18 protein-coding genes are annotated in these 23,979 nt (G+C 47.3%); 6 read left to right on the top strand and 12 right to left on the bottom strand.

Annotated features, from left to right (window positions below):
• The 4 genes from IC229_RS11690 to IC229_RS11705 form a co-directional block, all read right to left on the bottom strand.
• The gene (locus IC229_RS11690) at positions 1-2,970 is read right to left on the bottom strand and encodes a PVC-type heme-binding CxxCH protein (protein ID WP_190887161.1); all 2,970 of its coding nucleotides are present in this window, start codon (positions 2,968-2,970) and stop codon (positions 1-3) included.
• Positions 2,967-4,508, bottom strand: coding sequence for a sulfatase family protein (locus IC229_RS11695; protein WP_190887162.1), 1,542 nt, complete (start codon positions 4,506-4,508; stop codon positions 2,967-2,969). The genes IC229_RS11690 and IC229_RS11695 overlap by 4 nt, the downstream gene beginning before the upstream one ends.
• A gap of 109 nt (positions 4,509-4,617) precedes the next feature.
• Positions 4,618-6,795, bottom strand: a complete 2,178-nt coding sequence (locus IC229_RS11700; RefSeq protein ID WP_190887163.1) for a hypothetical protein — start codon at positions 6,793-6,795, stop codon at positions 4,618-4,620.
• 184 nt (positions 6,796-6,979) lie between these two features.
• Entirely contained in the window at positions 6,980-8,011 is a 1,032-nt protein-coding gene (locus tag IC229_RS11705; protein WP_190887164.1) for a hypothetical protein, read from the bottom strand.
• A gap of 128 nt (positions 8,012-8,139) precedes the next feature.
• On the opposite strand from IC229_RS11705, the gene IC229_RS11710 reads away from it, so the two are divergent.
• Positions 8,140-9,825, top strand: coding sequence for a glucosidase family protein (locus tag IC229_RS11710; protein ID WP_190887165.1), 1,686 nt, complete (start codon positions 8,140-8,142; stop codon positions 9,823-9,825).
• Positions 9,826-9,891: 66 nt separating this feature from the next.
• On the opposite strand, the gene IC229_RS11715 is transcribed toward IC229_RS11710, so the two are convergent.
• The 8 genes from IC229_RS11715 to IC229_RS11750 all read right to left on the bottom strand — a co-directional run bounded on the left by IC229_RS11715 (position 9,892) and on the right by IC229_RS11750 (position 18,870).
• Positions 9,892-11,040, bottom strand: coding sequence for an FAD-dependent monooxygenase (locus IC229_RS11715; RefSeq protein WP_190887166.1), 1,149 nt, complete (start codon positions 11,038-11,040; stop codon positions 9,892-9,894).
• A gap of 108 nt (positions 11,041-11,148) precedes the next feature.
• Positions 11,149-11,736, bottom strand: coding sequence for an outer membrane beta-barrel protein (locus tag IC229_RS11720; protein WP_190887167.1), 588 nt, complete (start codon positions 11,734-11,736; stop codon positions 11,149-11,151).
• 312 nt (positions 11,737-12,048) lie between these two features.
• Positions 12,049-12,492 (bottom strand): GNAT family N-acetyltransferase, encoded by a 444-nt coding sequence (locus tag IC229_RS11725; protein ID WP_190887168.1) that lies wholly within the window; start codon positions 12,490-12,492, stop codon positions 12,049-12,051.
• Positions 12,493-12,596: 104 nt separating this feature from the next.
• On the bottom strand, positions 12,597-13,337 hold the full coding sequence (locus tag IC229_RS11730) for a LytR/AlgR family response regulator transcription factor (protein WP_190887169.1): 741 nt from the start codon (positions 13,335-13,337) through the stop codon (positions 12,597-12,599).
• 4 nt (positions 13,338-13,341) lie between these two features.
• Positions 13,342-16,989, bottom strand: a complete 3,648-nt coding sequence (locus IC229_RS11735) for a sensor histidine kinase (RefSeq protein ID WP_190887170.1) — start codon at positions 16,987-16,989, stop codon at positions 13,342-13,344.
• A gap of 202 nt (positions 16,990-17,191) precedes the next feature.
• A complete protein-coding gene (locus IC229_RS11740) occupies positions 17,192-17,542 on the bottom strand; it encodes a DUF2834 domain-containing protein (protein ID WP_190887171.1) in 351 nt (116 codons plus the stop codon).
• A 22-nt stretch (positions 17,543-17,564) separates the two neighbouring features.
• Positions 17,565-18,185: a hypothetical protein gene (locus IC229_RS11745; RefSeq protein WP_190887172.1), complete on the bottom strand. Its 621-nt coding sequence runs from the start codon at positions 18,183-18,185 to the stop codon at positions 17,565-17,567.
• A 214-nt stretch (positions 18,186-18,399) separates the two neighbouring features.
• On the bottom strand, positions 18,400-18,870 hold the full coding sequence (locus IC229_RS11750) for a hypothetical protein (protein ID WP_190887173.1): 471 nt from the start codon (positions 18,868-18,870) through the stop codon (positions 18,400-18,402).
• A gap of 487 nt (positions 18,871-19,357) precedes the next feature.
• On the opposite strand from IC229_RS11750, the gene IC229_RS11755 reads away from it, so the two are divergent.
• From IC229_RS11755 to IC229_RS11775, 5 genes are all read left to right on the top strand, one after another.
• Positions 19,358-20,548, top strand: a complete 1,191-nt coding sequence (locus IC229_RS11755) for an acyltransferase family protein (RefSeq protein WP_190887174.1) — start codon at positions 19,358-19,360, stop codon at positions 20,546-20,548.
• Complete coding sequence (locus IC229_RS11760; RefSeq protein WP_190887175.1) at positions 20,545-21,087, top strand: DUF4833 domain-containing protein; 543 nt, start codon at positions 20,545-20,547, stop codon at positions 21,085-21,087. Before IC229_RS11755 ends, IC229_RS11760 begins: the two co-directional genes overlap by 4 nt.
• Before the next feature lie 218 nt (positions 21,088-21,305).
• Positions 21,306-21,572: a NifU family protein gene (locus IC229_RS11765; RefSeq protein ID WP_190887176.1), complete on the top strand. Its 267-nt coding sequence runs from the start codon at positions 21,306-21,308 to the stop codon at positions 21,570-21,572.
• Positions 21,573-21,583: 11 nt separating this feature from the next.
• On the top strand, positions 21,584-21,820 hold the full coding sequence (locus tag IC229_RS11770) for a DUF433 domain-containing protein (RefSeq protein WP_190887177.1): 237 nt from the start codon (positions 21,584-21,586) through the stop codon (positions 21,818-21,820).
• A gap of 404 nt (positions 21,821-22,224) precedes the next feature.
• Positions 22,225-23,880, top strand: coding sequence for a D-alanine--D-alanine ligase family protein (locus IC229_RS11775; RefSeq protein ID WP_190887178.1), 1,656 nt, complete (start codon positions 22,225-22,227; stop codon positions 23,878-23,880).
• The last annotated feature ends 99 nt before the right edge of the window (positions 23,881-23,979 follow it).

Here is a 23,979-nt window from a genome sequence, read left to right on the forward strand (position 1 = left end):
TTACTTCAATGTCGACAGATAAGTCACTAAATCGACCAGTTCCTGTTTTGACAATGCTTCGCCAAAAGGAGGCATCATCGACTGGGGCGCTTTTACTTTCGACCGAATATCATTTTTACGTAGCGTCTGTTTAGTACCACCCGGTAATTTCAGGACTACTTCATCATTCGATTCGCTGCCTAATAACCCCATTAACTGACCACCATCGCGTGTGTGAATCTGATACGTTTCGTAACCATAATTGATACCTTCATCGGGATAGAGAATAGCACGAAACAAGCCTTCCTTCGAGAGTTTTGCGCCGATTTTCGACAATTCGGGGCCGAATAAAACGCCTGTTTGCTGCACCCGATGGCAGGTCTGGCAGTTTTGCGCAAAAATCGTTTTCCCCTTATTGGCAACACCGTTTTCGTGAACGAGTAGATAGACGGGTGGCAAAGGTTCGCCGTTTTTACCAGCAGGTTTTGGTAAATAATCAGCCGCTTCGCGCTTGATTTCGTTGCGGAAAGCACCAAATAATACGCTGCTGGCTGTCGGTTTCAATACGTCGGGAAACGATTTTTTCTTCACTTCATCGAGCAAGGCGCGTTCCCCGACCCAACTGCTTCCCAACAAGCGAGTCGCAGTTTTGCGCAGTTCGATTGGGCGCGTTTCATCCAACATAATACCACTCATCAACGACAGAGCATCGGGGCTTCCGTTGCCTTTGAGAGCCGTCATGATGGCTTCGGCAGTCTTATCATCACGCAGTCGTTGGCGGACAAATTCTTTTTCGCCGAATTTCCAGAGCAGTTGCATGGCTTCAATACCAACCTGCTGGGAAGCGCAGCAACGTACCAGATTAAGCAATTGATCGCGTTTGTCAGTGAGGTGAAACTTCTCGATCAGATGAACGTAACTCTCGGTTTGGCCAGCCGTCGACAATGCCGTTTCGAGTGCCCGGTTCAGCGTTTCGTTACGTACTACGTTGCTTCCGTCTATGTGCTCAAGCGCCAGCCGCTGAATATCTGGACGTGAATCGTCTAATAACGAGAGTAATACGTCGTTTTTTTTCGCCGATGGGTGAAAATCGAAAGCCCGAAAATATCGTAGCGTTTCGGTAGTATTGGACGTTTGCCGGATAAACTGCCCTAGTAACGGCAAGGTTTTCGCGGAACGAAGTCTCCAGACAATATCACGTCCGGCGGATGTATTCCAGTTCGCACCGACTTTTCGTTGCCAGGCGTCGAAACAGGCATCGGCGTTCAGGTCGGAGCCGATGCCGAGGGCTTCCAGATACCAGCGATCTTTGCCCGTGTGGTGCATCGCCAGCGTTGCCCACGACTCAGCCGCTTCGGGCGTTTTGAGGAAACGTAGCGCAATAGCCCACTCCCGACGAACTTCGGGTGCCGGATCATTAGCTAACGTAGCACATAACGCAAACGGGAAATTTTCCTGCTGCCGAGCCACTCGCAAGGCGGTGATACGTAGGTCAGGGTTAGAGCTACGTAGCGCCTGCGTTAGATAAGTTATGCCCGTTGATGGCAATTGAGCCAGCAGCCACAACGCCCGCGCTCGCCAAATCGAATTTGTTGACTGATACAGTTTTTGCAAACTGTTTTCGGCCTTGCTACCCATTTTTTGCAGACTCGCCCAGGCTTTCCGACGTGCGGCCCAATTTGGATTTTTCAGCGCTTCAGTAGCGGCTTCGGGTGTATCGAAGCGAAGTTTAGGAGCGCGATACGTTGCTTTTTCGCCATAATTTACCCGGTAAATTCGACCTCTGTTGGCATCAGCGGCCGTTCCCCCACCAATGCCAGGATCGTACCAGTCGGCCACCATTACCGAACCATCGGGTGCTACGCTCACATCAACCGGGCGGAACCATTGTTGGCTGCTTTTCAATACGTTCCGAATGCTTGCGGTATAGCCAGCGCCCTGTTTCTGCGTTGTGTATGAACGCACTACGTTGTATAATGCTTCGGCATGGAGCAGTTGATTTTGATAGATAGCTGGAAACTGCGTTCCCTCATAAACACATAAACCCGCTGGCGAACCCGCACCGGTAATCAGCATAGTTGGTATAACGCCGGGATCGTTCTGGTGCCAGTGTCGTGCGGGAACTGTTTTCTCCAGATTGGTGCGCGATGCGGTCCAGGCGGCTCCGGTTATTTCGTCGGCAAAACCGTAGTTGCCGTATTCCATTACGTAGTCAATCCGGACGGATTCATTGCCATCATCGTCATTGTCCGACACCCAAAGATTACCGAACGAATCCAGCGTCGGTTCGTAGTGATTTCGGAAATTGTGAGCGATGGTTTCCAGATGACTACCGTCGGGATTACAGCGTAGAATCAGTCCATTACGGTATGGATTTCCTTTGCCATTTACAGGATTGCCTGCTACGTCGAGTATGGGTTTTCCATGTTTATCACGCACTTCTCCTCCATTGTTCCCCATCGAAAAATAGAGTTTGCCATCAGGTCCCCAGAACGGCGCGTGAATGCCGTGATCGCGCTGACCAAATCCCGAAAACAACGTATCGATGCGGTCGGCGTGGTCGTCGTGATTGGTATCGAATAACGTCAATAAATAAGGTGCCTGCGCAAGAAACACGCAATCTTCGCCGATTAGCAGGCCCATTGGCGATTTCATTCCGGGATGCTCGAAGAAGATGGTACGTTTATCAGCCCGACCGTCGCCGTTTACGTCCTCCAGAATAACGACTTTGTCGCCTTTTTTATCGAATTCGGCAGGTGCTACGTCGTAATTATGCGATTCGGTCACCCAAACGCGCCCGCGCTCGTCCACGTCCATATTGGTTGGATTCGTCACCAGCGGTTCGGCGGCAAATTGCTGAACCTTAAATCCTTTGGGTACCTGCATCGTTGCCAGAGCCGCTCGTGGATCGTGCGGGTCAGGTAATACGCCGATGAACCCAAATGCAATGGTTATGGCTACGATAACACCTGTCGATACTCCTCTCTTCATACGCCCTCTTTCGCCAGCATTTCCGTGGCTTCGGTATCTTTATATTCCTGCGTAAGCTTTTTTAAATCTCGTTTCAACTGACTGATAACTGCCCCATTTTTAGGATTGGCATACTCATTCTTCATCTCATCTGGATCGGTTTTCAGATCAAAAAACTCCCATGATTCGCCGTTTCCGTAGAAATAAATGAGTTTGTAGCGTTCCGTTCGAATACCAAAATGCGCCATCACGCGATGGTCGTACGGGTACTCGTAGTAGTGGTAATAGACGGCTTTCCGTGATTCGGCAGGTTTAGGTAGCGGCAGAAATGATTTTCCCTGCATATCAGCCGGAATTGGAACGCCCGCCGTTTGTAGGATCGTTGGTGCAAAATCGGTATTGACGAAAAGCTGCTTAGTCCGGGTTCCGGGTTTGAGTTTAGGCGGGTAACGTACCAGCAACGGCATGTGAAGCGATTCTTCGTACATAAACCGCTTGTCGAACCAGCCATGTTCGCCCAGATAAAAACCCTGATCCGACGAATACATAATCAGCGTGTTCTCTTTCATACCGTGTTTATCGAGGTAATCCAGTACGCGTCCTACGTTCCGATCGACGGATAAAATACAGGCCAGATAGTCGTGCATGTAACGTTGAAACTTCCAGTTATCCAGCGCTTTACCAGTCAGTTTTTGTTCTTTGAATGCCTTGTTGAGCGGGTCATAATAAGCTTTCCAGGCTTTGAGTTGGGCCGGATTCATGCGTTTGATAATCGGCATGGTGTCGATATCGACTTTCAGATCGAGGCCGAGCCGCATGGTGGGTGTAGCAATCTGCATATCCTGATGCTGAGCCGCTTTACGTCCTTCATACGTATCGTAAAAAGTGGCTGGCATCGGAAACGTTTTGCCATCGAAGGCATGTAAATCAGTGGTATCGGGCTGCCATTCGCGGTGGGGCGCTTTGTGACCAATGACCAGACAAAACGGTTTCGACGTATCGCGACTGCTTTCGAGCCAGTTCAGCGCATCGTCGGTAATTACGTTGGTAGCATACCCTTCTTTCCGAACAGTTTTGCCATCCATCTGGATGAAATTCGGATTGTAATACAGCCCCTGACCAGGTACGACTTCCCAGAAATCGAAATATTGCGGAGTGGCTTTCAGGTGCCATTTGCCAATCCAGGCCGTTTGATAGCCAGCCTGTTGCAAGTATTTCGGAAACATAGCCTGGCTGGCATCGAAGGTGCCCTGATTGTCGCGGTGGCCGTTTATGTGGCTGTATTTTCCCGTCAGCAACGTAGCACGGCTTGGCGCACAAATCGAATTAGTGCAGAACATATTTTCGAATACGGCCCCTTCGCGACCAATCCTGTCGATGTTGGGCGTTTTGACGTATGGACTGCCATAGGCGCTTATGGCTTTTAGCGCGTGATCGTCAGAAAAAATGATGATAATGTTTGGCCGAGAGGGCGCTACGTCCTTCACTGGAATCCAACTAAAGGCAGCAAGGCTAATTAGCGTAACTATTCCGAAAACGAGTTTGGTAATTCGAGTCATGCTGTTTATTTTTTTGTCATGCTGAGGAACGAAGCATCTTAAGGTTTCCTTACCAGCGAGTGATGAAACCTTAAGATGCTTCGTTCCTCAGCATGACAAAACTATTTCTTCATTTCAATACTACTTCGCCCGTTTGGGCATCTAAAAGTAAGGTTGATCCGCGTTCCAGCGGAATCGTTACCGATTTTCCACTTTTCAGACGTAGCGTTCGTGTACCACCGTCTTTGGTATGTAGCAATAGAAGTCCGGAATTCGCATACGTGAAATCGTTACGTTCGTTATAAATGTGGCAACCCGCCTGTCGGAAAATTTCGCGAAATCCTTCGGTTCCATTCAGGGGCAATCCGCAGAAAATCGACGTAAAATCTTTCGATTTTTTTCGGGCTGTAATAACCTGTTTACCCGTCTGCAACTCAGCCAGTGGCTCGGCGGCTTTGTCATTCACAGCCACGAGCGGCTCTACAGGCCCACTGAATTTGTAGTCGTAAGCCGGTTTCAGGAATGTAACGTTTGGCGTCTGTTTACCATCGATACGTTCCAGATTCATGCCCGTCAGCGATTTTACAAAGGCTAAATCGAGTCGTTCGCCGTTTGTATAGCCCGTCAGATAATTCCAGACGATGGTACGTCCGTCTTTCGCTACGTTGTTCAGAATGAAGGTTCGCTGCCTATCCGTTAGCTTATAAACATTCATAAAAACCACGGCTTTATACTGAGCCAGATTGACCCGGTTCAGGTCGAAATCATAGACATGATCGCCGACTGCGCCGGAACGCATAGCCTGCTCAATGGAATGATCCAATACGTTAACCGTGATAGGTAACGGCGCCGATTTTAGGTAATAAAATACATCCTGACTCCAGACGTAAAGTACATCAGCTTCAGAATGATATGGAACAGTGAGCCGCTTTTCGAACAGTTCTTTTTCGGCCTTCATCACGGCCAGATACTTCGGGTCATCCCACCAGCCAAAGCCTTTCTGCGGACCAAAATCATAGAACCAGAAGCCAATGCCCCGCATCAGGGGCAGTAACGCACAACGCTTCATGATGCTGGCATACGTAGTGTCGTAGCGAGAGGTGTAACGGATATTTTCAAAGTCATTCTTGTATAGATAGCCGTTGTCGATTTCGTCGAACCAGAGTTTATTGTGCAGCAACGTCGATTCGATAATGCCGCGCGAATTTCCAGAGCCCCCTGCTTTTCGACTGTCGGGCCAGTACGTTTGCGGAGCGGATAAATAATCGATGTAGGGGCTGTCGAGAACTTGTTGGATAAATAGGTGGCCGCCAACAGTTTGGCGATTGAACGTCATGTGCAAGTAGCCGTAGAAAATGCCCGTAACCAACGGCCGAGGCCAGTTTTCTTTCGCCAGTCGGCAGAAATAAATGGCATCGTCGGCTACGACCTGCTGCTGTGCGGTGAAGTAATCAATGGTACGTTGGTCCTGAATGGGATCTTTAAAAAAGCCATCCTGCGTTTTGAGCCGTTCTGCTACGTTGGGCACCGTTGCGTTGTCGAACGTAGCATTTGTCGATTGCCAGTTTTTTTGAAGTGCCGATACCGTTTTATATTTGGTTTTGAGCCAGTTGCGGAAATAGTTCGTCATGGCTGAACCCGTATCCGGATCGTGTTCGATGAAGCCCCAGTAATGCCATTCGCCATAAATGCCGCCCGCTACGTGCATACCAATCAGGGCGTTACCTTCTGGTGTTTTCGAGAGTTTCTGGCAAAGCTCAACCAGTTTCTGACCAGATTCCTGACGCCATCGAGTCGATGCCAGGCTTGCCCGCAAAGCTGCGTGAATGTCGTGTTCTTCGTTATGATGTGGTGGTCCGGCCAGCAGCGTTGTATCGACCGGTGTATCAGCGTATTGGGTGCATTCTTCCGGGTGCGCCTTATTCCACCAGAAGGGCGCATTTACGTGGATACGTAGCACGACACCCGCTTCGGGGCATTGGTCGAGTACACCCCGAATCTGTCGTTGCGCCTTCCGAATGTCAAGTGTGTCTGAGTTTTTGTACCAGATATCCTCGAACCACAAATCGACCTGGAATAGACGAAAACCAATCTGACAGAAGTTATTCAGATTTCGGGCCGGCACTTCTTCCCACGACCAGCGCCCGCCGTATGCATGTGTGAGTGCATAAAACGTTGGCGTTTGCGGGTTCCCGTTCACAAAGAGCGTCGGCCGGCCGTTAAATGGCTTTATCTCAGCCGATTTGTGCGATTGCGCCAGCAAGCCTAAACAGAGTAAGCAGAATGCAATTGATAAATAAATCTTCATTCCAGGTAAAGGATGATGAGGGCACTAATCATTTATTCTTTTGTCATAAATGGAGCTTGAGGTTTGCCAATACCAAATACATTAGATTATTTTTTGTCATGCTGACGAAGGAAGCATCTTAAGCTTTCCTAATTCACTTATAAGGATACCTTAAAATGCTTCCTTCGTCAGCATGACAAAAAAGTCATTTCGTTTTGGTTTTGAGCCAATCCATCAACCGCTCCTGATACTCGCCAAGGTAACTATGTTCAACGCCCTCAATTTCTTTCCACCACAGCGATACGCCTGCCTTCAGGAGATCATCTTTGAGTTTACGATTCTCTACGTTCAGCCACTCTTTTTCGCCCCAAACCATCCAGACAGGCATGTCTTTAAATTTCGCGGCATCGTCATAAGTCACGTTTTTACCCAATGCGGCTGAATACAAACCGACGGCGGCCCAGCGATTCATCGTTTTCTGAGCAATGCGGAACGTACCACCGCCACCCATCGAGAAACCATAGAGATATTGCCGTTTGGGGTCAGTCTTGAATTGGTCATCAAAATCCTGTAAACATTCAAAAATGTCGGTTTCTGCTACGTCGCGATAGCCTTTGTCGCCCCGCCCCCATGGATAAATCATGAAACCTTCCCGGCGACTCATCTGAGACGTAGCGCCCGCCGGTTTTGGTTGTAAATAGTCGTAGAGCATGTGCCAGGGCGGATTATTCGTGCCACCACCGCTCCCATGCAGTTCTACGTAAAAAGGGAAATTGGTTTTCGTAGACGTAAAGTCCTTTGGTAGAAACAACCAGTAATAGCTGTTTTTCCCATCTGCCTTGGATTTGAAGGCCATAATTAGAGGCCGGGTTCCTTGCAGATACGTTTCCCATTTGGCGCCTTCGCCCTGAAAAAAAGACAGCGTACCAACGGCTGCCTGCAGATGTTTATCTTCAGGACGCAGCCTGTGCGTCGAATCGAGGCTCATTCGTATAACCGACTCGAAGTGGCGTTTCAGTAGTGGATTTTTCTCGTTTGCAGCCAACGTCCGTAAGTGGGTAACTAACTGTTGTATCTCGTTACGCTCGCTTGCCCAGGGCAATTTGGGTGTTTCACTGGTATTGCCCGAAGTCGCAGCCTGTGCATGGCAATAGAGGCACGTAGCGATTAGAGCTAGTAAAAAGACATATTTTTTATAGGTAGATGCAAACGTATTCATCCGAATTATGAGATTCATGTTGCAAACAACGCATCCTGAGCGGCTTACTTATCCTGCTTTATCCTGACTATCGACAAAGCAGGACAAACCCTCGCTGGGAATTGACTTTCTTGCCAAACATTCGTTTTTCGTCCCAATCGAGAACTATGAAATCGTTTTATAAAGCTCTTCTACTTTCTGTATTCATTTTTAATAGCTTATCTGCCAGTTTCGGCCAGCAGTCAACTCAATTTGGCAAAGGAACGGATGAATATGGTACGTTTTTCAATAGCCTGAAAGATCAGCTTGTTCATACGCAATATCGAAAAACGGTTCATTTCGGCGGGAAGGAACGTAAACAATTTGTGCAATGGATTCGAGATCATGTACATGTGATGAAAGCCATGAAATACCTGGAACCGGATATCAGTACGTTCTGGCAGTTTTTCATCGAGCAGCAAACGTCCGAAGGTCTTTATTTCGATTACTATTACCCAATGGTAGCGCGGGAAAATCACCGGCTCAATCTGTTCGAGAAGCGGTATTGGAAAGTATTCGCCAGAGATACCATTCAAATGCACCGGCTGCCGGTCGAGGCCGATCTGGAATACCTAATGGTTGAGGGTGGGCATTATATCTGGCAGGCCACCGGCGATACGTCCTACCTTAAAACCTGGATTTCCCGGCTCGAAAAAGGAATTCGTTATTCGATGACCGATCCACTACGTTGGTCAAAAAAATACCAGCTCGTGAAGCGCGGATATACCCTCGATACGTGGGATTTTATGCAGTTGCCGACCACGCGAGCCGAATACGTAAGGCAGGGCAAGGACGTACAGACCGGCATTTTCAACATCGATGAAAATACACCGATGGGAATTATGCACGGTGACAACAGCGGTACGTATGCAGCCTGTCGGCAACTGGCTCAGCTTTACGTTGCATTAGGCAATTCAGCAAAAGCAACGTATTGGACTGAGCAGGCCGATGGCATTCGAAAACGTACCAATGACCTTTGCTGGAACGGGAAATATTATGCGCATTTTATTGCTGATGACCCAGTTCCCTCCTACCTGAACATGGATCAGAAAAATACGCTGAGTTTGTCGAATCCATATGACATCAACCGGGGCTTGCCGACGGACGGCATGGCCCAGTCGATTATTCAGACGTACGAGAGTCTGAAAGGAAAAAACGTAGAAAATTCATTTGCCGAATGGTTCGGCGTTTACCCGCCCGTTGAGCCAAGTTACGCGGATTATCTGCCGGGTTCTTACATGAATGGTGGCGTCAATACGATTGTTGGCGGAGAACTGGCGAAAGCCGCTTTTCAGCATGGTTTTGAAGAATATGGCGTGGATATTCTAAAACGTATGATAGAACTCAATGAGAAACACGGCGGCAAACTGCCCGTTTCCTACAAACCCGATGGCACGGTTGACGAAGGCATTCCGGACAACTGGGGACAAGCGGCCATTATGAGCGCAATGATCGAAGGACTGGCCGGCGTTGTCGATCTGGGCCACTCGTTCGAACAGGTTGAACTGGCGCCCCGCTGGTTAGCAGCCGGGAAAAATGAAGCTGATATAACCATTGCTTATGGACCTTCAGGAAAATATCTGCACTATGGTTATCAGCATAATCCGCAACGCAAAACCATTACGTTGTCCATCGACGGAGCCTCAAAACAATACAATCTCCGTCAACTTTTACCAGCAGGAAAGCGCTTGAAACGCCTGGCAATCGATAATAAAACGAGCGCTTCAACGCTCGAAACTGTGCGGAACAGCCAATACGTTCAGGTGAAGAATATACCCGCTGGAAAGCATACTATTGAGCTGGTTTACAAATAACTACCAGTTTTTGCTGTATTCACTTAACAACAAGCATTCGAAGTTGCGTAGATCAAACAGATTCTATCAGAAATCAACTTCATAGATTTGTTTAAGCTGGCTTTCATTCATGCTGGGCGGCAAGAGCCGAAAGACGCTGTTTCGCAGCCAGGCAACTATCGGTCGCTGCGTTTGCGCAACCTGACCAATTTGCCGGGAACGATCCGTAATGTAATGCGTACGTTTCAATCGCCGTTGTTCAAATCGCTTAAACGCATCCGAGGCCAAACCACCCTTATTCAGTTCATCAGCCAGCACAACAGCATCTTCAATTGCCTGACAGGCGCCCTGCCCCATATTGGGCGTTGTTGCGTGGGCTGCATCGCCTACCAAAACGATGTTATCAAACGCATAGCGAGGAATTGGTTTTAAATCAAAGATGTCGTTCCAAAGCAGATTTTCATTTTTGACTCGCGCGAGAACCTGCGGAATTGGCTCATGGTAGTCGCCAAACAAACGTAGCAGATCTGAAGTCCTAAACTGACGCATCTTAGGATCATTCGGCTGGGCATTCACGCAGGCAAACCAGTACAGGAGATTGTCTGCTAAAGGGGCCATTCCAATACGTCCATTAATACCCCACGTTTCCGTCGCTGCGGTTATATCCAGACCTGTACTATCAATAACCGATCGCCAGCAGGTATAACCAGCGTAGCGGGGGTGGCTGTCGGGCACGAGCTGTTGGCGGATTGGTGAATGTATACCGTCGGCAACAATCAGGTAATCAGTCGAATGCTCAGTACCATCGTCAAAATGAAGAATGCTACGTTGCCCTTCTTTACTGACACGAGTTGCGCGTTTACTGGTTATAATGGGCGTATCAGCTACTTGATTCAGCAATTCCCGATGCAACGCCCCCCGGTGAATGGTAAAGTTGTCAATCCCATATTTCTGACTGATACGTTTGCTATCGGTACGGGTAATAATACGTCCCTGCTGGTCTAGAATGGTAAACGCGTCAAGAAAGCGGCCAGCACTAAGGATTGCTTCAGCAATACCCAGTTTTTGCAAGGCTTTGACAGCATTGGCGGCCAGACCGAGTCCGGCGCCTAAGGCTTTTATGGTTGGAGCGGCTTCGAAAATAGTCGGCTGAAGACCGATCTGCCGCAACGCAATGGCGGTAGTTAGTCCGGCAATGCCAGCGCCAATGATGGTGAATTGTTCGTGAGTACGCATAGTGAAATGGTTATATTTATTTTACTCAGAAAGTAAAATCGAACTACTCAAAATAAAGAGGGAACTGGTTAAAATTGGTTCGCCAATTTAGCCAGTTCCCTTCGTTAATTAGAAGCGGCCTCCGCCAATATCGAAGCCAAGTTTTACAGCGAAGTAACTATTCTTACTATCAATGGCCGAGTTGATAAATTTGGCCGTTGTATTCGGAACCAGATTGTACTCGACCCCGAACACAAAGTGATCGGCCTTGATACCTATCCGAGCCATACCGCCAAATTTGTTTTCGGTCACGAATTTAGCTTCATACGGAGTCTGGTTTTCATAGATGGTAATCGTACCACCCGAAGTGACCCTAAAACCACCGGCACCTATGCCAATAAACGGACGAACGTTTCCATTACCAAACAGATAGGTAGCTGTAGCTATGGTTGACCCAATGGCTGCTACGTCGCCGGAGAGCATTGTGCTGTTGTACGTTACACCTCGTGCTACGTAGGCAGCTTCCAGGCGAAGGCCCAGATCAAAGTTGTCGGTGACACCGTACTTCGGCTCGATAGACCAAGTTCCTCCACCCGAAAGGCCAGAACTATTTGGGCGGGCGTAGCCCCCTGAGAAATTAATTTTAAAGGGCTTGTACTCTTGTGCGGTGGCTGAAAATGCCATCAAAACGAAAAAAAGCAAGTGAATGCGTTTCATGATTGTTTTTGTTTGTAAAAGATTGATTAATAATTGTTTAAGTTTTAAAACTTGATCAAAATTAGTAGGAGTTAATCGGATAGACTGGCATAACTGAACGTGCGGAAGGTTTGAGTAAACAATCGGTTTTCGCTTGAGTAAACGGTCGAAAAAAGGTCTTTTGAACTATCCGGAAACGACAAAATCCGGAACGTAGCAACCTCGCTACGTTCCGGATTTTATTGTAAGCTGGAATCAATTATCTGTCCCTGATACTGCGTTTTTTTTTGCTGATGTATTAGTCCCGACGGCATCTTGCTGTCGGGGACTACCTTAAAGTTGCCATTCCCACACTTCGCCGTCTTCGGGATGAATGACCGTGCCTACCCAGCTAAATCCGATCTTTCGGAGAATCGCCGTTGAGGCATTTGATTCTGGCATCGTTTGCGCTTTGATACGTATACCCGAATCGGTCGTTTGCGCGATACGTACTAAATCGCGGGCCATCGCTGTGGCAATTCCCTGTCCCTCAAAATCAGGAAACGTAAAGTAGGCAATTTCAACGGCGTTGGCCGAAGGTGGTGTTTTGAAAGCGCAGGTGCCCACTACGTTGTTATTTAGCAAGGCGAGGTATCCGGTCCAGGGCGGCACAAATCCGCTGGTTTTGTACAAAGTTACAGTTCCGTCAATAACGTCTGAAATCAAGTCTGATAATGGCCCTGGCACGTTGAGTATTTCACCAGATTGACCAATTGGTACTAATTGAATTACTGCCATAATTTGGTAATTTATTGCATTCGTGTAATTACCTGTCCATTTCTAAATAGCTCTGTTTTTCAGCCATTTGTGGATTAGCAACGTAGTGAAAGATTGATTTGGATTTAACCCAATTGCTGTATTATTTCTGCTTTTTTCCGGCGCGACACTTCCACGGCCGTCCCGTCTTTCAGGACCAGAAATCCTTCATGGTCAATAAAGGAAATTTGGGTTCTGTTGACCAAATGCGACTTATGAGTACGTAGAAAACCATAAGGAGTTAGCAGTTCTTCGTATTCGCCCAGGTTTTTGGAGGTCAGGTACTGCTTATTCAGGGTGGTGAAGAATTTGGTATAACCTCCCAGCGCTTCGCAGCGAATAATCTCGCTGGGTAGAAAGAAATGAATGCCTTCACGAGCGGGAACGGCCAGCCGAAATTGACCGGGATCATCGGCCTGCATGTTCTTAATGATATTTTTTAACTGCTCAGGCTGATAGGCCAATTCCCCCTGTCGATGGGTGTAGCGTTGTACCGCGTTCACTAAATCCTGTGCGTCGATGGGTTTGAGCAGGTAATCAAAGGCGCTAAACCGAATCGCCTGAATCGTGTATTCGTTATAAGCCGTCGTAAAAATCACCTGAAAGGGACGGTGCTGCATCCGGCTCAGTACGTCGAATCCGTTGAAGTACGGCATTCGAATGTCAAGAAATAAAATGTCGGGCCGAAACTGCTGAATGGTGGTTGTTGCTTCCCGGGCATCGTTGCAGACCAGTACCTGCCCGATTTCGGGAACATATCGTTCCAGCATCAGGCGCAATACGTCGGATGCTTTCAGTTCGTCGTCAATGATGAGTGCTTTAAGCATGGTCTTAATTGGGTAAACGTATTAAAATTCGAGTACCGGAAGCTTTTCCATCGTTATCGTAGAGATCGACAATGGTGAGCGGAGGAGCATCAGTAGTTTGTTCGTTCAATGTTTGTAAACGTTCGGCCGTAACGCTCATTCCCTTACCGGTATGGGCAGCCAGATTCACGGACTGTTTATTGAGTGCCTGAGCCGCCACCCGCCCGATGCCATTGTCTTCGATGGTGCAGAGCAATCCTTCTGATTCCCCGTCCGGCTCGAAACAGACACGTAGTGACCGAAATCCTTCCTGATGGAGCAGGCCGTGCCAGATGGCGTTTTCGACAAACGGCTGAATCAGCAGTGGAGGAAGTTGGGTTTCGTCCTGATCGATTTCTTCATCACAACAAATCTCGTGATAGAACGTATCATCGAACCGAAGCGACTCCAGTTCAACGTAGAGGGTTAACATCTTGATTTCCTCCCGCAAACTCACCTGCTGTTTATCGCTATGGGTCAGCACCATACGTAGCAGCTTGGAAAATTTCGAGAGATAGAGCGTGGCCGACCGTTCGTTGCCGGTCATGATCATCTGCTGAATGGAATTGAGCGCGTTGAACAGAAAATGCGGGTTCATTTGCAGACGCATACTCTGCAATTTTGCTTCGGCGGCTTTACGTTGGTTGTCGACTAAGGCCAACTGCGTTTGCTGGCGAATCTCTTCCAGTTGCGCAACCAGAATTTTACTGGCGCACAGTGAAGCTACCGTCGTCAGAATTTGCAGATGCCAGGAGGTATAAAAATTCTTCCGGGAATGTTCGCTGTCGATCACGCCAATAAGTTGATCGTCAATGACCATCGGCACAGCCAGTTCCGAAAACCGATGCCGGTCATCCACAATGTAGCGGTGATCTTTGGTTGTATCGGGCACCATGAGCGGCTGAGCGGTAAGGGCAACCGTGCCCACAATTCCCTTGCCGATAGGAATTTCGAGCGGTGAAATAATCTTGAAATCCTCGGTGGATTTATGCCCCCAGGCTGCTTTCTGCACCAGCACCTGACGGGACGTATCGAGCAGGTAAATGACACAGTGTTCAAAACCCAATTTGGCAATACAGTTCCGCGCTACGTCCCACACAGCCTCCTCTACGTTACGTTGGCGGCTAAGCGACGTATTGAAATAGTTAACAACCTGCTCAGTTTCTAACGTATAGCGAAGGTTGTCGGCGACGAGTTGCTGACGCAAAAGCTGCTCATCGTTTTTGCGTTGAATGCTACGTTCGCGGTGCCGCTGCCAGGCAACTAAAGCCGCTACAATCGACAGTAATGAAAAGCCAATGAACCAGGGCCGCTGCCAGAAAGGTGGTGCAATGGTGACAGCAATATCATGGGGAGCGGATATCCAGGTACGTCCGTCTTTGGAAGCCCGCAACTGAAACCGGTAGTTTCCCGGAGCCAGGGATCGATAATGGACGTAGTTGGCTTTGGTAGTCATCTGCCAATCTGGGTCGGCACCCACCAGCCGGTACTGGCTCAGCATCGTTTGTGTACCCATCAGATCGATAGTAGCCAGCTCAAACGTTAGATTATTCTGCTGATAGTCAAGCTGGAGCGCGCTTGTATCGGATCGAACGATTGGGTGATCGTTAACCCTGGTCTGCCGGATATTGACGTACAACTTTCCCTGAGATACGCTCATTCGTTCTGGTCGAAACTCGTTAATACCACCGAAACCGCCGAATAAAGCTCGTCCATCGCCTGTTAGATAAGCCGCATTTACACGAAAACCATTCGCCAGAAAACCTTCATTTTCATCGAAGTAGGTAAGTTGCTGGCTATCTGGCCGATATCGGACCATAAAGCGTTCTGCATCAAACCAGATATTTCCCTGCTTATCACGTAATAGTGCCTGAATCTGGTTTACACGCAACCCATGCTGGCGGTTCAGAAACCGAATTTTTTTGTCCTTAATTAAGGCCAGTCCATTGCCCGTTGCTGCGTAGACCGTGCCACGTTTATCCTCCGTAAAGCTATAACAGGGTGTTTTCAGTCCCTGCCGTCGGCCATAATTATCCAGCGTGTTACGTTTTGCGTCGTAGCAGTAGATACCGAAGGTTTCGGTGCCCATCCAGAGTCGTTTTTGCGAATCGACAAACAGGCAATACGTTCGTTTACCATCCAGTTGCCGCAAAAGCGGATGATCCAGGTGAGCCGAACGGGTTAACGTAACCGGATCAATAGAAAAGATGCCTCCGCCGGAACACGTCCAGATGCGGCCGTCAGGGCCTTCAACAATGTCGTGCAGGAAAAGGCTATTATACGCCTGAACCGTACTGTCCTGCGGGAAAGGGGTATACCGGCCGTTGGTCGGATCATAAATACCCAGACCAACGGCATAAGCCGAGACCCATAACCGGCGTTGCCGATCCTGCCAAACCGTCCGTATCTGCGCTTTCAGGGGCGTTCCGACGGCTGCGCTTGGATAATGAGTCAGGCGAATAAAATAGAATTCAGACTCATTGCGGGTACGGTCCCACTGGATCAATCGATCTTCGGCCGCCAGCCAGAATTTATTTGTTCCCGTTTCGACTATATCGTTAATATGGCCGTTGAACATACCTCCCTTCTTGTCTAGGAAAATAGAGGTGTAGTGCGCGGTGTACTGACGAATATTGGCAATACTCACCCCCGACGCATGAACGACTACTACGTATCCATCGGGGGTACACAGCAGTCTGAAAAGCCGATTCGAGATCAACGACCCCGGAATGAGGGCATTCGTACCCAAATTCGTTATCTGTTCAGTCTTCGGATTAAACACCATCAGACCTTGCCCGATGGTTACTACGTAGATATTGCCATCGAGACCCCGCTTCATCTGTCGGGCCGGGCTCGTCATGAGTTCGCCCCGATGAGGGTCTACCAAGGGATAACGTTTCACAATCTGCTGAGTATGCACGTTTATTTTCCAGAGTTGGCCTGCGCTCACGCCCACGATTATCTCATCTGAATTGATCATTAACCCTGACCATCCGATGCCTCTTCCTTCCATTTCAAATACGATCTGGCTAGTTTGCTTCGAAAAATCTACGACCCGGACCGAATAGCCGTAGGTATACAGAAACTGGTCGTTCTGAATGGGCGTAATGTCGATATTGTCATTTCCAGCCAGTATTTCGCCATCGAGCCAGGGTAAATGCTGCCAGGTATGCGTAGTCTCATCGAACGCGTAATGCCCGCGCGATGTGAAAGCAACTACGCCAAACCCCCTGGTTTCAAAAACAGCATAGGTCCGAAACGTACTGGAATTACCCAGGCGAGCGCGCTGAAAGACCATTCGATTCTCAACTCGACAAAGCCCTTCTTCAGATCCCACCCAGATACGATTCTTGCTGTCGCAGAACAGGTTTGTGAAACTGTTTGTGCCTAAATCCGGGTGTTGCGCCTGATAAAACGTTTCGATGGTTGAGCCATCATACAGATTAAGTCCGTCGGACGTAGCAATCCACAGAAATCCATTCTGATCCACCGCTATGTCGTTCACGCGGTTACTCGACAGCCCATCTTTTATGCCCAGATTATTGAAACGAAGCATCTGAGCTGCAGTCTTTTGCTGCAACGTTACCCAGAGTAAGATACTCCAAATCAATATGCTGAGCAATCGAAGCTGCATTAAGGAAAGTCGGTTTTAACTGTAAATGAAGAAGTGACTATTGCCTTAAATATACGGCTCAATCGCTTTACGATTTGATGGAAAGCAAACCACCGGTTGGTCTTAACGAACGAACGGTAATTGTGCACGTCAATTTGTATGTTTAGATAGCTAATTGCCTGACTTCGAAATCACTTTCCTGGCAACGTATCACTACGTCTAATCAGGCGTGGTTTTTAAGTAAGAAAAAAAGCGGGCAGGTAATGGCAAACGTAATGGTGAATGCAAGTGCTAAATAAAGCCACCAATAAGGCATTTTCAGCCGACGGCCTTCCATCAGCATCCAGACCAGGGCAGGTACTGTAATGATGAAAAAATCAATACGGATGAACGTATCAAACGGGTGAGAACAATCCGCAGCCAGGATGTTTTGAAGGGATAAAGAATCGGTTGAAGACAGCATAGCCCGACAATTATAAACCCAGAGCAGAATGAGGCCAGCCAGCGCAAACAACAGATAACCCCAGGCCAGTAGTAATCGATTGTCCGGTTGCCTGTCAAGGGAAAAATTCATGAGTGTCTGACGATTAACGAACTTAATGATCGGAAAGACATAAAGCTGATTGATCCGCCTTAATCTTTTTAATATCAGCGATATAGCGTTGGGTACAGGCAATAATCGCCAGAACGTATTGATGCAGGTCCAGCACAATTGGATCGGCGTTCGTTGGCCAGTTCGTGTATACTGTTTTAAAATCCAGACTGGTTATATTGACAAACGCAATCAACTCAGCACGACCGCGGATAAACTCTCGAATCAGTTCCGTTTTTCCGAATAGACCAGTTGGCACTAACTGCCGGGGAACATCTATAATTGTCTGATTAACAATATCGTCCATCCAATTTAGATCATCGTAAATATCTGTTCGCTGAAGCCGTGTTATTGGGTATCGTCGATAAGGCACATCCGTTAGTTCCTGACAATGCATCTTATCCGCTTTGATTAAATACTCCATTATTTTACCAATCGACCACTGATTGGTATCTAGCTGGTTCATAAACTGATTCTCAGTCAATTCCTGAACCATCGACACCAGGTGTTCCTGCGTTATTCGAAGCCAGACCAACAATAACTGCCGATCTGTCTCTTTCCACTGTCGGATCGATACGTTCTTTCGCCATCCAGCGGACTTTTTAAGATGAATGAAACCAAACATAAGCGAAAAATAAGATTTAGGATGTGGTAAGTTTTCCCCGTTTTAGCAGGTATAAAGCCTTGAAACAAGCTAGAAAGGATTGGCATTTGATTGTACCGGTTATCCATATACGTTTTAATAGAATGGAACACGCGATCTGGCGCATGTTCCATTACCGGCCTCTTTTGAAACATCCTTTCTCTCTACAACAATTACTGGCGCGTCTCCAGCGCTTTTATCTTTTCCTTGCCTGAAGTGGCTCTACGTTTAATTTATTATTCGACGTAACGCGCAGCCCAACTACCGTGAAACTGCTTTTGTCAACCCCCGTAACTTCGTAGGTGATGCGTAACGTATCGCTGGCTATAATCCCCTGACCTTCAATCATTACGTCGGTTCCGTGCTGATTTTTAAAAACTTGTTTCGGTATGATCAATGAATTTCTGGAAACCGTTGCGGGTAAGTAGAGCTTAAAAAAATCGACGAAATTGTAAATCCGCACTTTTGCGTCACCGGCTCCACGCGAAATGTCCATAAAATAGTCGTCGTGCGGACCTCTGTTTACTTTAAAACGACCTAAAAATGGTGAAGTCGGATTTGCGTTATACGCTGTGCAACCGCTTAACCCAAGTAGTAGCCTCAGCAGTACTAAAAGTAAAAGTTTGTAGAGGCTTTTGTTTTCGAGTAATTGTCGTGCTACGTTCATGAGCGTATATGATTAATTATAGCCGATTCGGGTGATACTTCAAATTCCAACAAGCTGGCTTTAGAGCAGACTGATGCCGTTTAAAATGATGATCCAAAAGTAAAGTGGACCGACAAAGACCATAGTGATTAGTTCACCAACGGTTGCTCCGGCTGAAGGAAAGGTCTTTTGTCTGGGTACGTTCCTGGAAGCTAACAAAACCATACGAACTCCCTCATTCTCTTCCTTTTACAAATCTCCATCCTATTTTAATTTTGACCGGGTTAGTTGCTACGTGGTTAGCAGGTAGCGTGTCGAGGGTTCGATGACCGATGGTTTACTCAAACCTTCCGCACGTTTAGTTCCGCTGATTTTCCGGGTTAACTCTTGTTACGTTTGCTTCAGAATTTGCATCTATCTCAAACGGAATGTCCTAACTCAATGACTGCTGCCTCAGCAGCTAATCAAAGATATCACTAACCAACAGTTCTAAATCGCTCTGACTTGTATGAAAACTCTACCACAACATCGCCTTTATTATATCGACTGGATCAGGGTACTGGCGTTTATGCTCCTGATTTTCTTTCACAGTGCCATGCCGTTTGTACGTTTTGGGTGGGAAATAAAAAATGCGCAGCATTCCTTATTTCTGGACCGACTCATTATCTGGATGCATCAGTGGCGTTTACCGCTGTTATTTTTCATTTCTGGGGTGGGCGTTAGTTTTTCCCTTCGCAAACGTTCGGTCCTCGCCTTTTTCGGCGAACGCGTTGTCCGACTATTTATACCTCTTTTGTTTGCCATGTTGTTTACCATTCCACTACAAGTCTATTTTGAGTGGCTGCAAACGGGGAAAATCCATATGAGTTACTGGCAATTTTACCCCACCGTCTGGAATTTTGTGCCTTATCCTGACGGTTCACTTACCTGGAGTCACATGTGGTTTGTGGTCTACTTATTCACCTTCACGCTATTGTTACTACCTGTTTTCGCTCTTTTCAAGATACCATACATTCAGCAACTGGAGCAGAAAACTGATACGTTCTTCCGCCATCCGCTGGCAAATCTGTCGCTGGTAATCCCCTTTACGTTGTATTACTTTTTGCTGTACATCAAATGGCCAGAACAACAGAATCTGCTAAGCGACTGGTTTATTTTTTGCTCCTCACTGACGTTCTATTTCCTGGGTTTTTTTCTGGCGAATCTGCCATCGTTCTGGCAGACCTGCGAAACGTACCGTAAATTTTTCCTGGTCGTAGCGGTCAGTTGTATAGCCGTTTTATACTGGAAGTTTTACTGGGGTGTTACGTTGCCCGAACGGCAGGATAACTCGTTGTATATCTATGGCGTAGCGAACAGTTTACACATTTGGGCAATCATTCTCACGGTTGTTGGTTTTGCCAGGCGTTACCTCAATTTTTCAAACCCCTGGCTTACGTACTTAACCCCAGCGGTTTACCCGTTTTATATCCTTCATCAAACCGTCATCGTCGTTTCAGGCTACTACGTTGTCAGTTGGGATCTTCCAATCTTCATCAAGTTAGTACTCATCATTTTGATCTGCTTCCTGGTCATCATCGGTTTGTATCACCTGCTCATCCGACGGTTTATTCTGACCCGGATTCTATACGGACTTAAGCCAAAGCCGGGCAATCGTTTAGCCAAATCCAGAATACCAATTGAACAACAAATACCATGAAAATCATTTGCTTTTTCACGATTCTAGTCGCCTTACTTTTATGGAGTTATCTACCCATACAGGCGCACAAAGACACATTTCCGGTTCCGGCAACATCGCCCAATCAACTATTTTACCTCCAACGTAGCAAAGATGCCAACACGGTTATCTACGAAGCTAACGTAACAGCCAGTAAAACGCTGGACCCCGGCAAGCCCGTGCAGGTTTACTGGATACGTTATGCGGAGCAGGGGCAGCGGAAAGATTTGTCGTCTGTTCAGTGGCGAATGGCCTATGGCTATGTGCATAATCCGTCATCGGATTCCAATTCGTATGACATCAGCTTAAATGCTTTTAAAAAACGGCAACTCCACGTAACGTTCCATCAGGGAAAACCCGTAGCTACTACGTCAATAAATGGGCAACAGGCTTATTTACAAAAAATATTTGTGCAGGTCGACCCTAAGCCACATTTGATTCCAAAGGTCCAGTTTGTTGACATGTACGGGTCAGATTTGAGTACCGGTTTACCTGTCTATGAGCGAATTTTGCCTGATTAATCAATCGAGTGGCCACTGTGTTCAATTGGCGGCATTAGGCCGGTTATTCATTTATAAAATACGAACAAATTTGCGCGAACCGACGACTTATCTTTTTTTGTTATCTTGCAGGAGAGGAATTGCGAAACTGTATACCTGTTTCAGAAAGACACTCTTAATACTTTAACAAACAGAAAATTACGGGCAAATCACTAAATTTACCGTAAATCAAGCATCCAATGGAAACGGTAGTTAACAACGACCAACTGATTACGCGAATTGAAAAAGCGCTCGATTCGATGCGTCCTTACCTGGCAGCCGACGGGGGTAATGTGAAGATATTGGAGGTTACGGATGACAAAACCGTTCGGCTTGAACTGGTTGGTTCGTGTGGTACGTGCCCCATGTCGGCCATGACATTCAAAGGCGGCCTGGAAGAAGCCATCCTGAAAGCCGTCCCCGAAATCACGAAGGTAGAAGCGGTGAATCTGACGCCTGCTTACTAAGCGCAGCTATCATGCTACCAGACGTTATCACGATAAGCCCTAAAGTGATGGGAGGCACGCCTGTTTTTAAAGAAACACGCGTGCCCATCCAGTCTTTGTTTGACCATCTGGAATTAGGTATTACGGTAGATGATTTTTTGGACGATTTTCCTACAGTTTCGAAAGAACAGGTTCTAGCTGTCCTCAAAATAGCAGAACGCTTATTGACAGCGCCCAACCTCAATTCCGTTTATGAGGCTGCTGCTTGACGAGAACGTACCTAAAAAAACTTAAATATCGGCTAGTTGGGCCTGACGTTTATACCGAACCTGTTTAAACTTTAAAAATAGCTCCCAAATGAGTGGTTTTGTCATTCTGAGGAACGAAGAATCTTAATGTTTCCTCGCTTGTGAGTCAGGTTACCTTAAGATTCTTCGTTCCTCAGAATGACAAACTAAAAGTTTAAACAGCCTCACCGTCAGAGAATGAAACCGAAGAAGTACTTCTACTTGATTTTAACTTCTCTTGCTGTCAATTATTCCATTGCTTCCCGAAACACTTCAAGTACCGCTGCATCCGGGAGCAACAGTATTGAAAAATGAATGAAGAAGCCGCGAGTTTTCAGACAAGCGGCTTTTTTGTTTCTTTGCAGTTGATAATATTCCTCAATTCTGTGAAAATAGGCATTTTTTTCGGCGGACCGGCGCGTGAACGCGAGGTGTCGTTTGCGGGTGGACGCACGGCGTTAGCCAATCTAGACAAAGGTTTGTTCGAACCTGTTCTGATATTTGTCGATGGGCGCGGCCGATTCCGACTCGTCGATACGGACTTTCTGGACAATCCTACCCTGCGCGATGCACTACCGCAGGATGATTCTGGCTTCTCGGTTTACGATGAATCATTAGATAGCCATACTCTGGAAAATCTATTTCCTGAAATCAGGCCGGAGCATTTCAAAAACTATTTTGATCTGGCATTCCTGGCTATGCACGGCCCCGACTGCGAAGACGGTGCTATTCAAGGACTTCTGGAATGGTACAAGATGCCCTATACCGGTCCCGGATTAGTTGGTTCATCGATTGGAATCAACAAAATTCTGCAAAACGAACTGATTGCGCTGGTAAACGGCCAGCAGAAAAAAACAGCGACCATCAGCCGGGATGCTTATGAGAAATCGGACAAAGCGCAGTTTTTCGAGTCGCTAATCGGGCATATTGGCTTGCCGATTGTCGTAAAAGCCCCGCATCAGGGCTCTTCCATTGGCGTAGTCATCGTGCGCGAATCTGACCTCACGCAGTTTTGCCGGGCGGTTGAGCAATGCTTTTTTACAATGAGTATTCAGCCCGATGGCTGGAGTAAATTAAGCGAATGGGCCGAATTATCAGTTGATGAGAAGCAGGAACTGGCGCAGAAAATGGTCAGCCTCGACTCAGGAATCAGCTTTCCCGTCGTGATCGAACAATCAGGCGAAATCATTAAACACCCCAGAGATTTTGTCCAACGGCTGGATTCAATTATGAAATCGGGGAATCCGACGGTAACGATTGGTTCGCTGAACGCCGAAGATGAGGTGCTGTTTGAGGAATTTATCAGTGGGCAAGAGTTTTCATGTGGTGTTATTCAGGACGATGATCAGGTAGCCATTGCCCTTCCGCCAACCGAAATTTACAACGTAACGAGCTTCGATTTTGAATCGAAATACAAGCTTAACACAACTAAAAAACGAATTCCTGTCGGAACCAGCCTGGAAAACAATCGCAAAATCCAGTTGGCGGTCGAAAACGTGTTTACGCAATTGGGTATCAACGTCTATGCACGTATCGACGGTTTTCTAACACCCAATGGGGACGTATTACTTCATGACCCCAATACAATTCCGGGTATGTCGCCGTCGTCGCTGATTTTCAAACAAATGGCCGAGATTGGATTGAACCTTTGCCAGTCGCTGACGTATCTTATTCGCCAATCGTTGCGCGAGCGGATACGTAGCGGAAAAGATACGTATCACCTTAAAACGCTGCTGGCCAATCTGGACGTAGCGTTGGCTAGTCGTAAAGCGAATCCGTTGCCAGAACGTGTCGTTTCGTTCGGGCCGGGTGACGCGGAATTTGCAGCCGCCAAACAACAGTACAATGAACTGGCAGCTTCAGGAACGGTACGTCCGTCGTTGATGTACATTAAAAATAAGGAAGAATATCACGAGATTCCGGTGAATTTGCTGTTTAAGGAAACCATCGACGAACTGGAAACAGCCTTAAGTCAGCCCCGCCACCCGCTGCTTGTCGAAACAACGGAGCGGACGGCTCATATCACCGAACGTTACGTGTAAATCTGAATACATAATTGTCGTATTTTAAGAAAAAGGCGCCTGGATGAATCTAAGCGCCTTTTTTCTCATATATTATCGCCTTAATACGTCAAATACAAC

This window comes from Spirosoma profusum, from assembly GCF_014699005.1.
GTDB classification, from domain to species: Bacteria; Bacteroidota; Bacteroidia; order Cytophagales; family Spirosomataceae; genus Spirosoma; species Spirosoma profusum.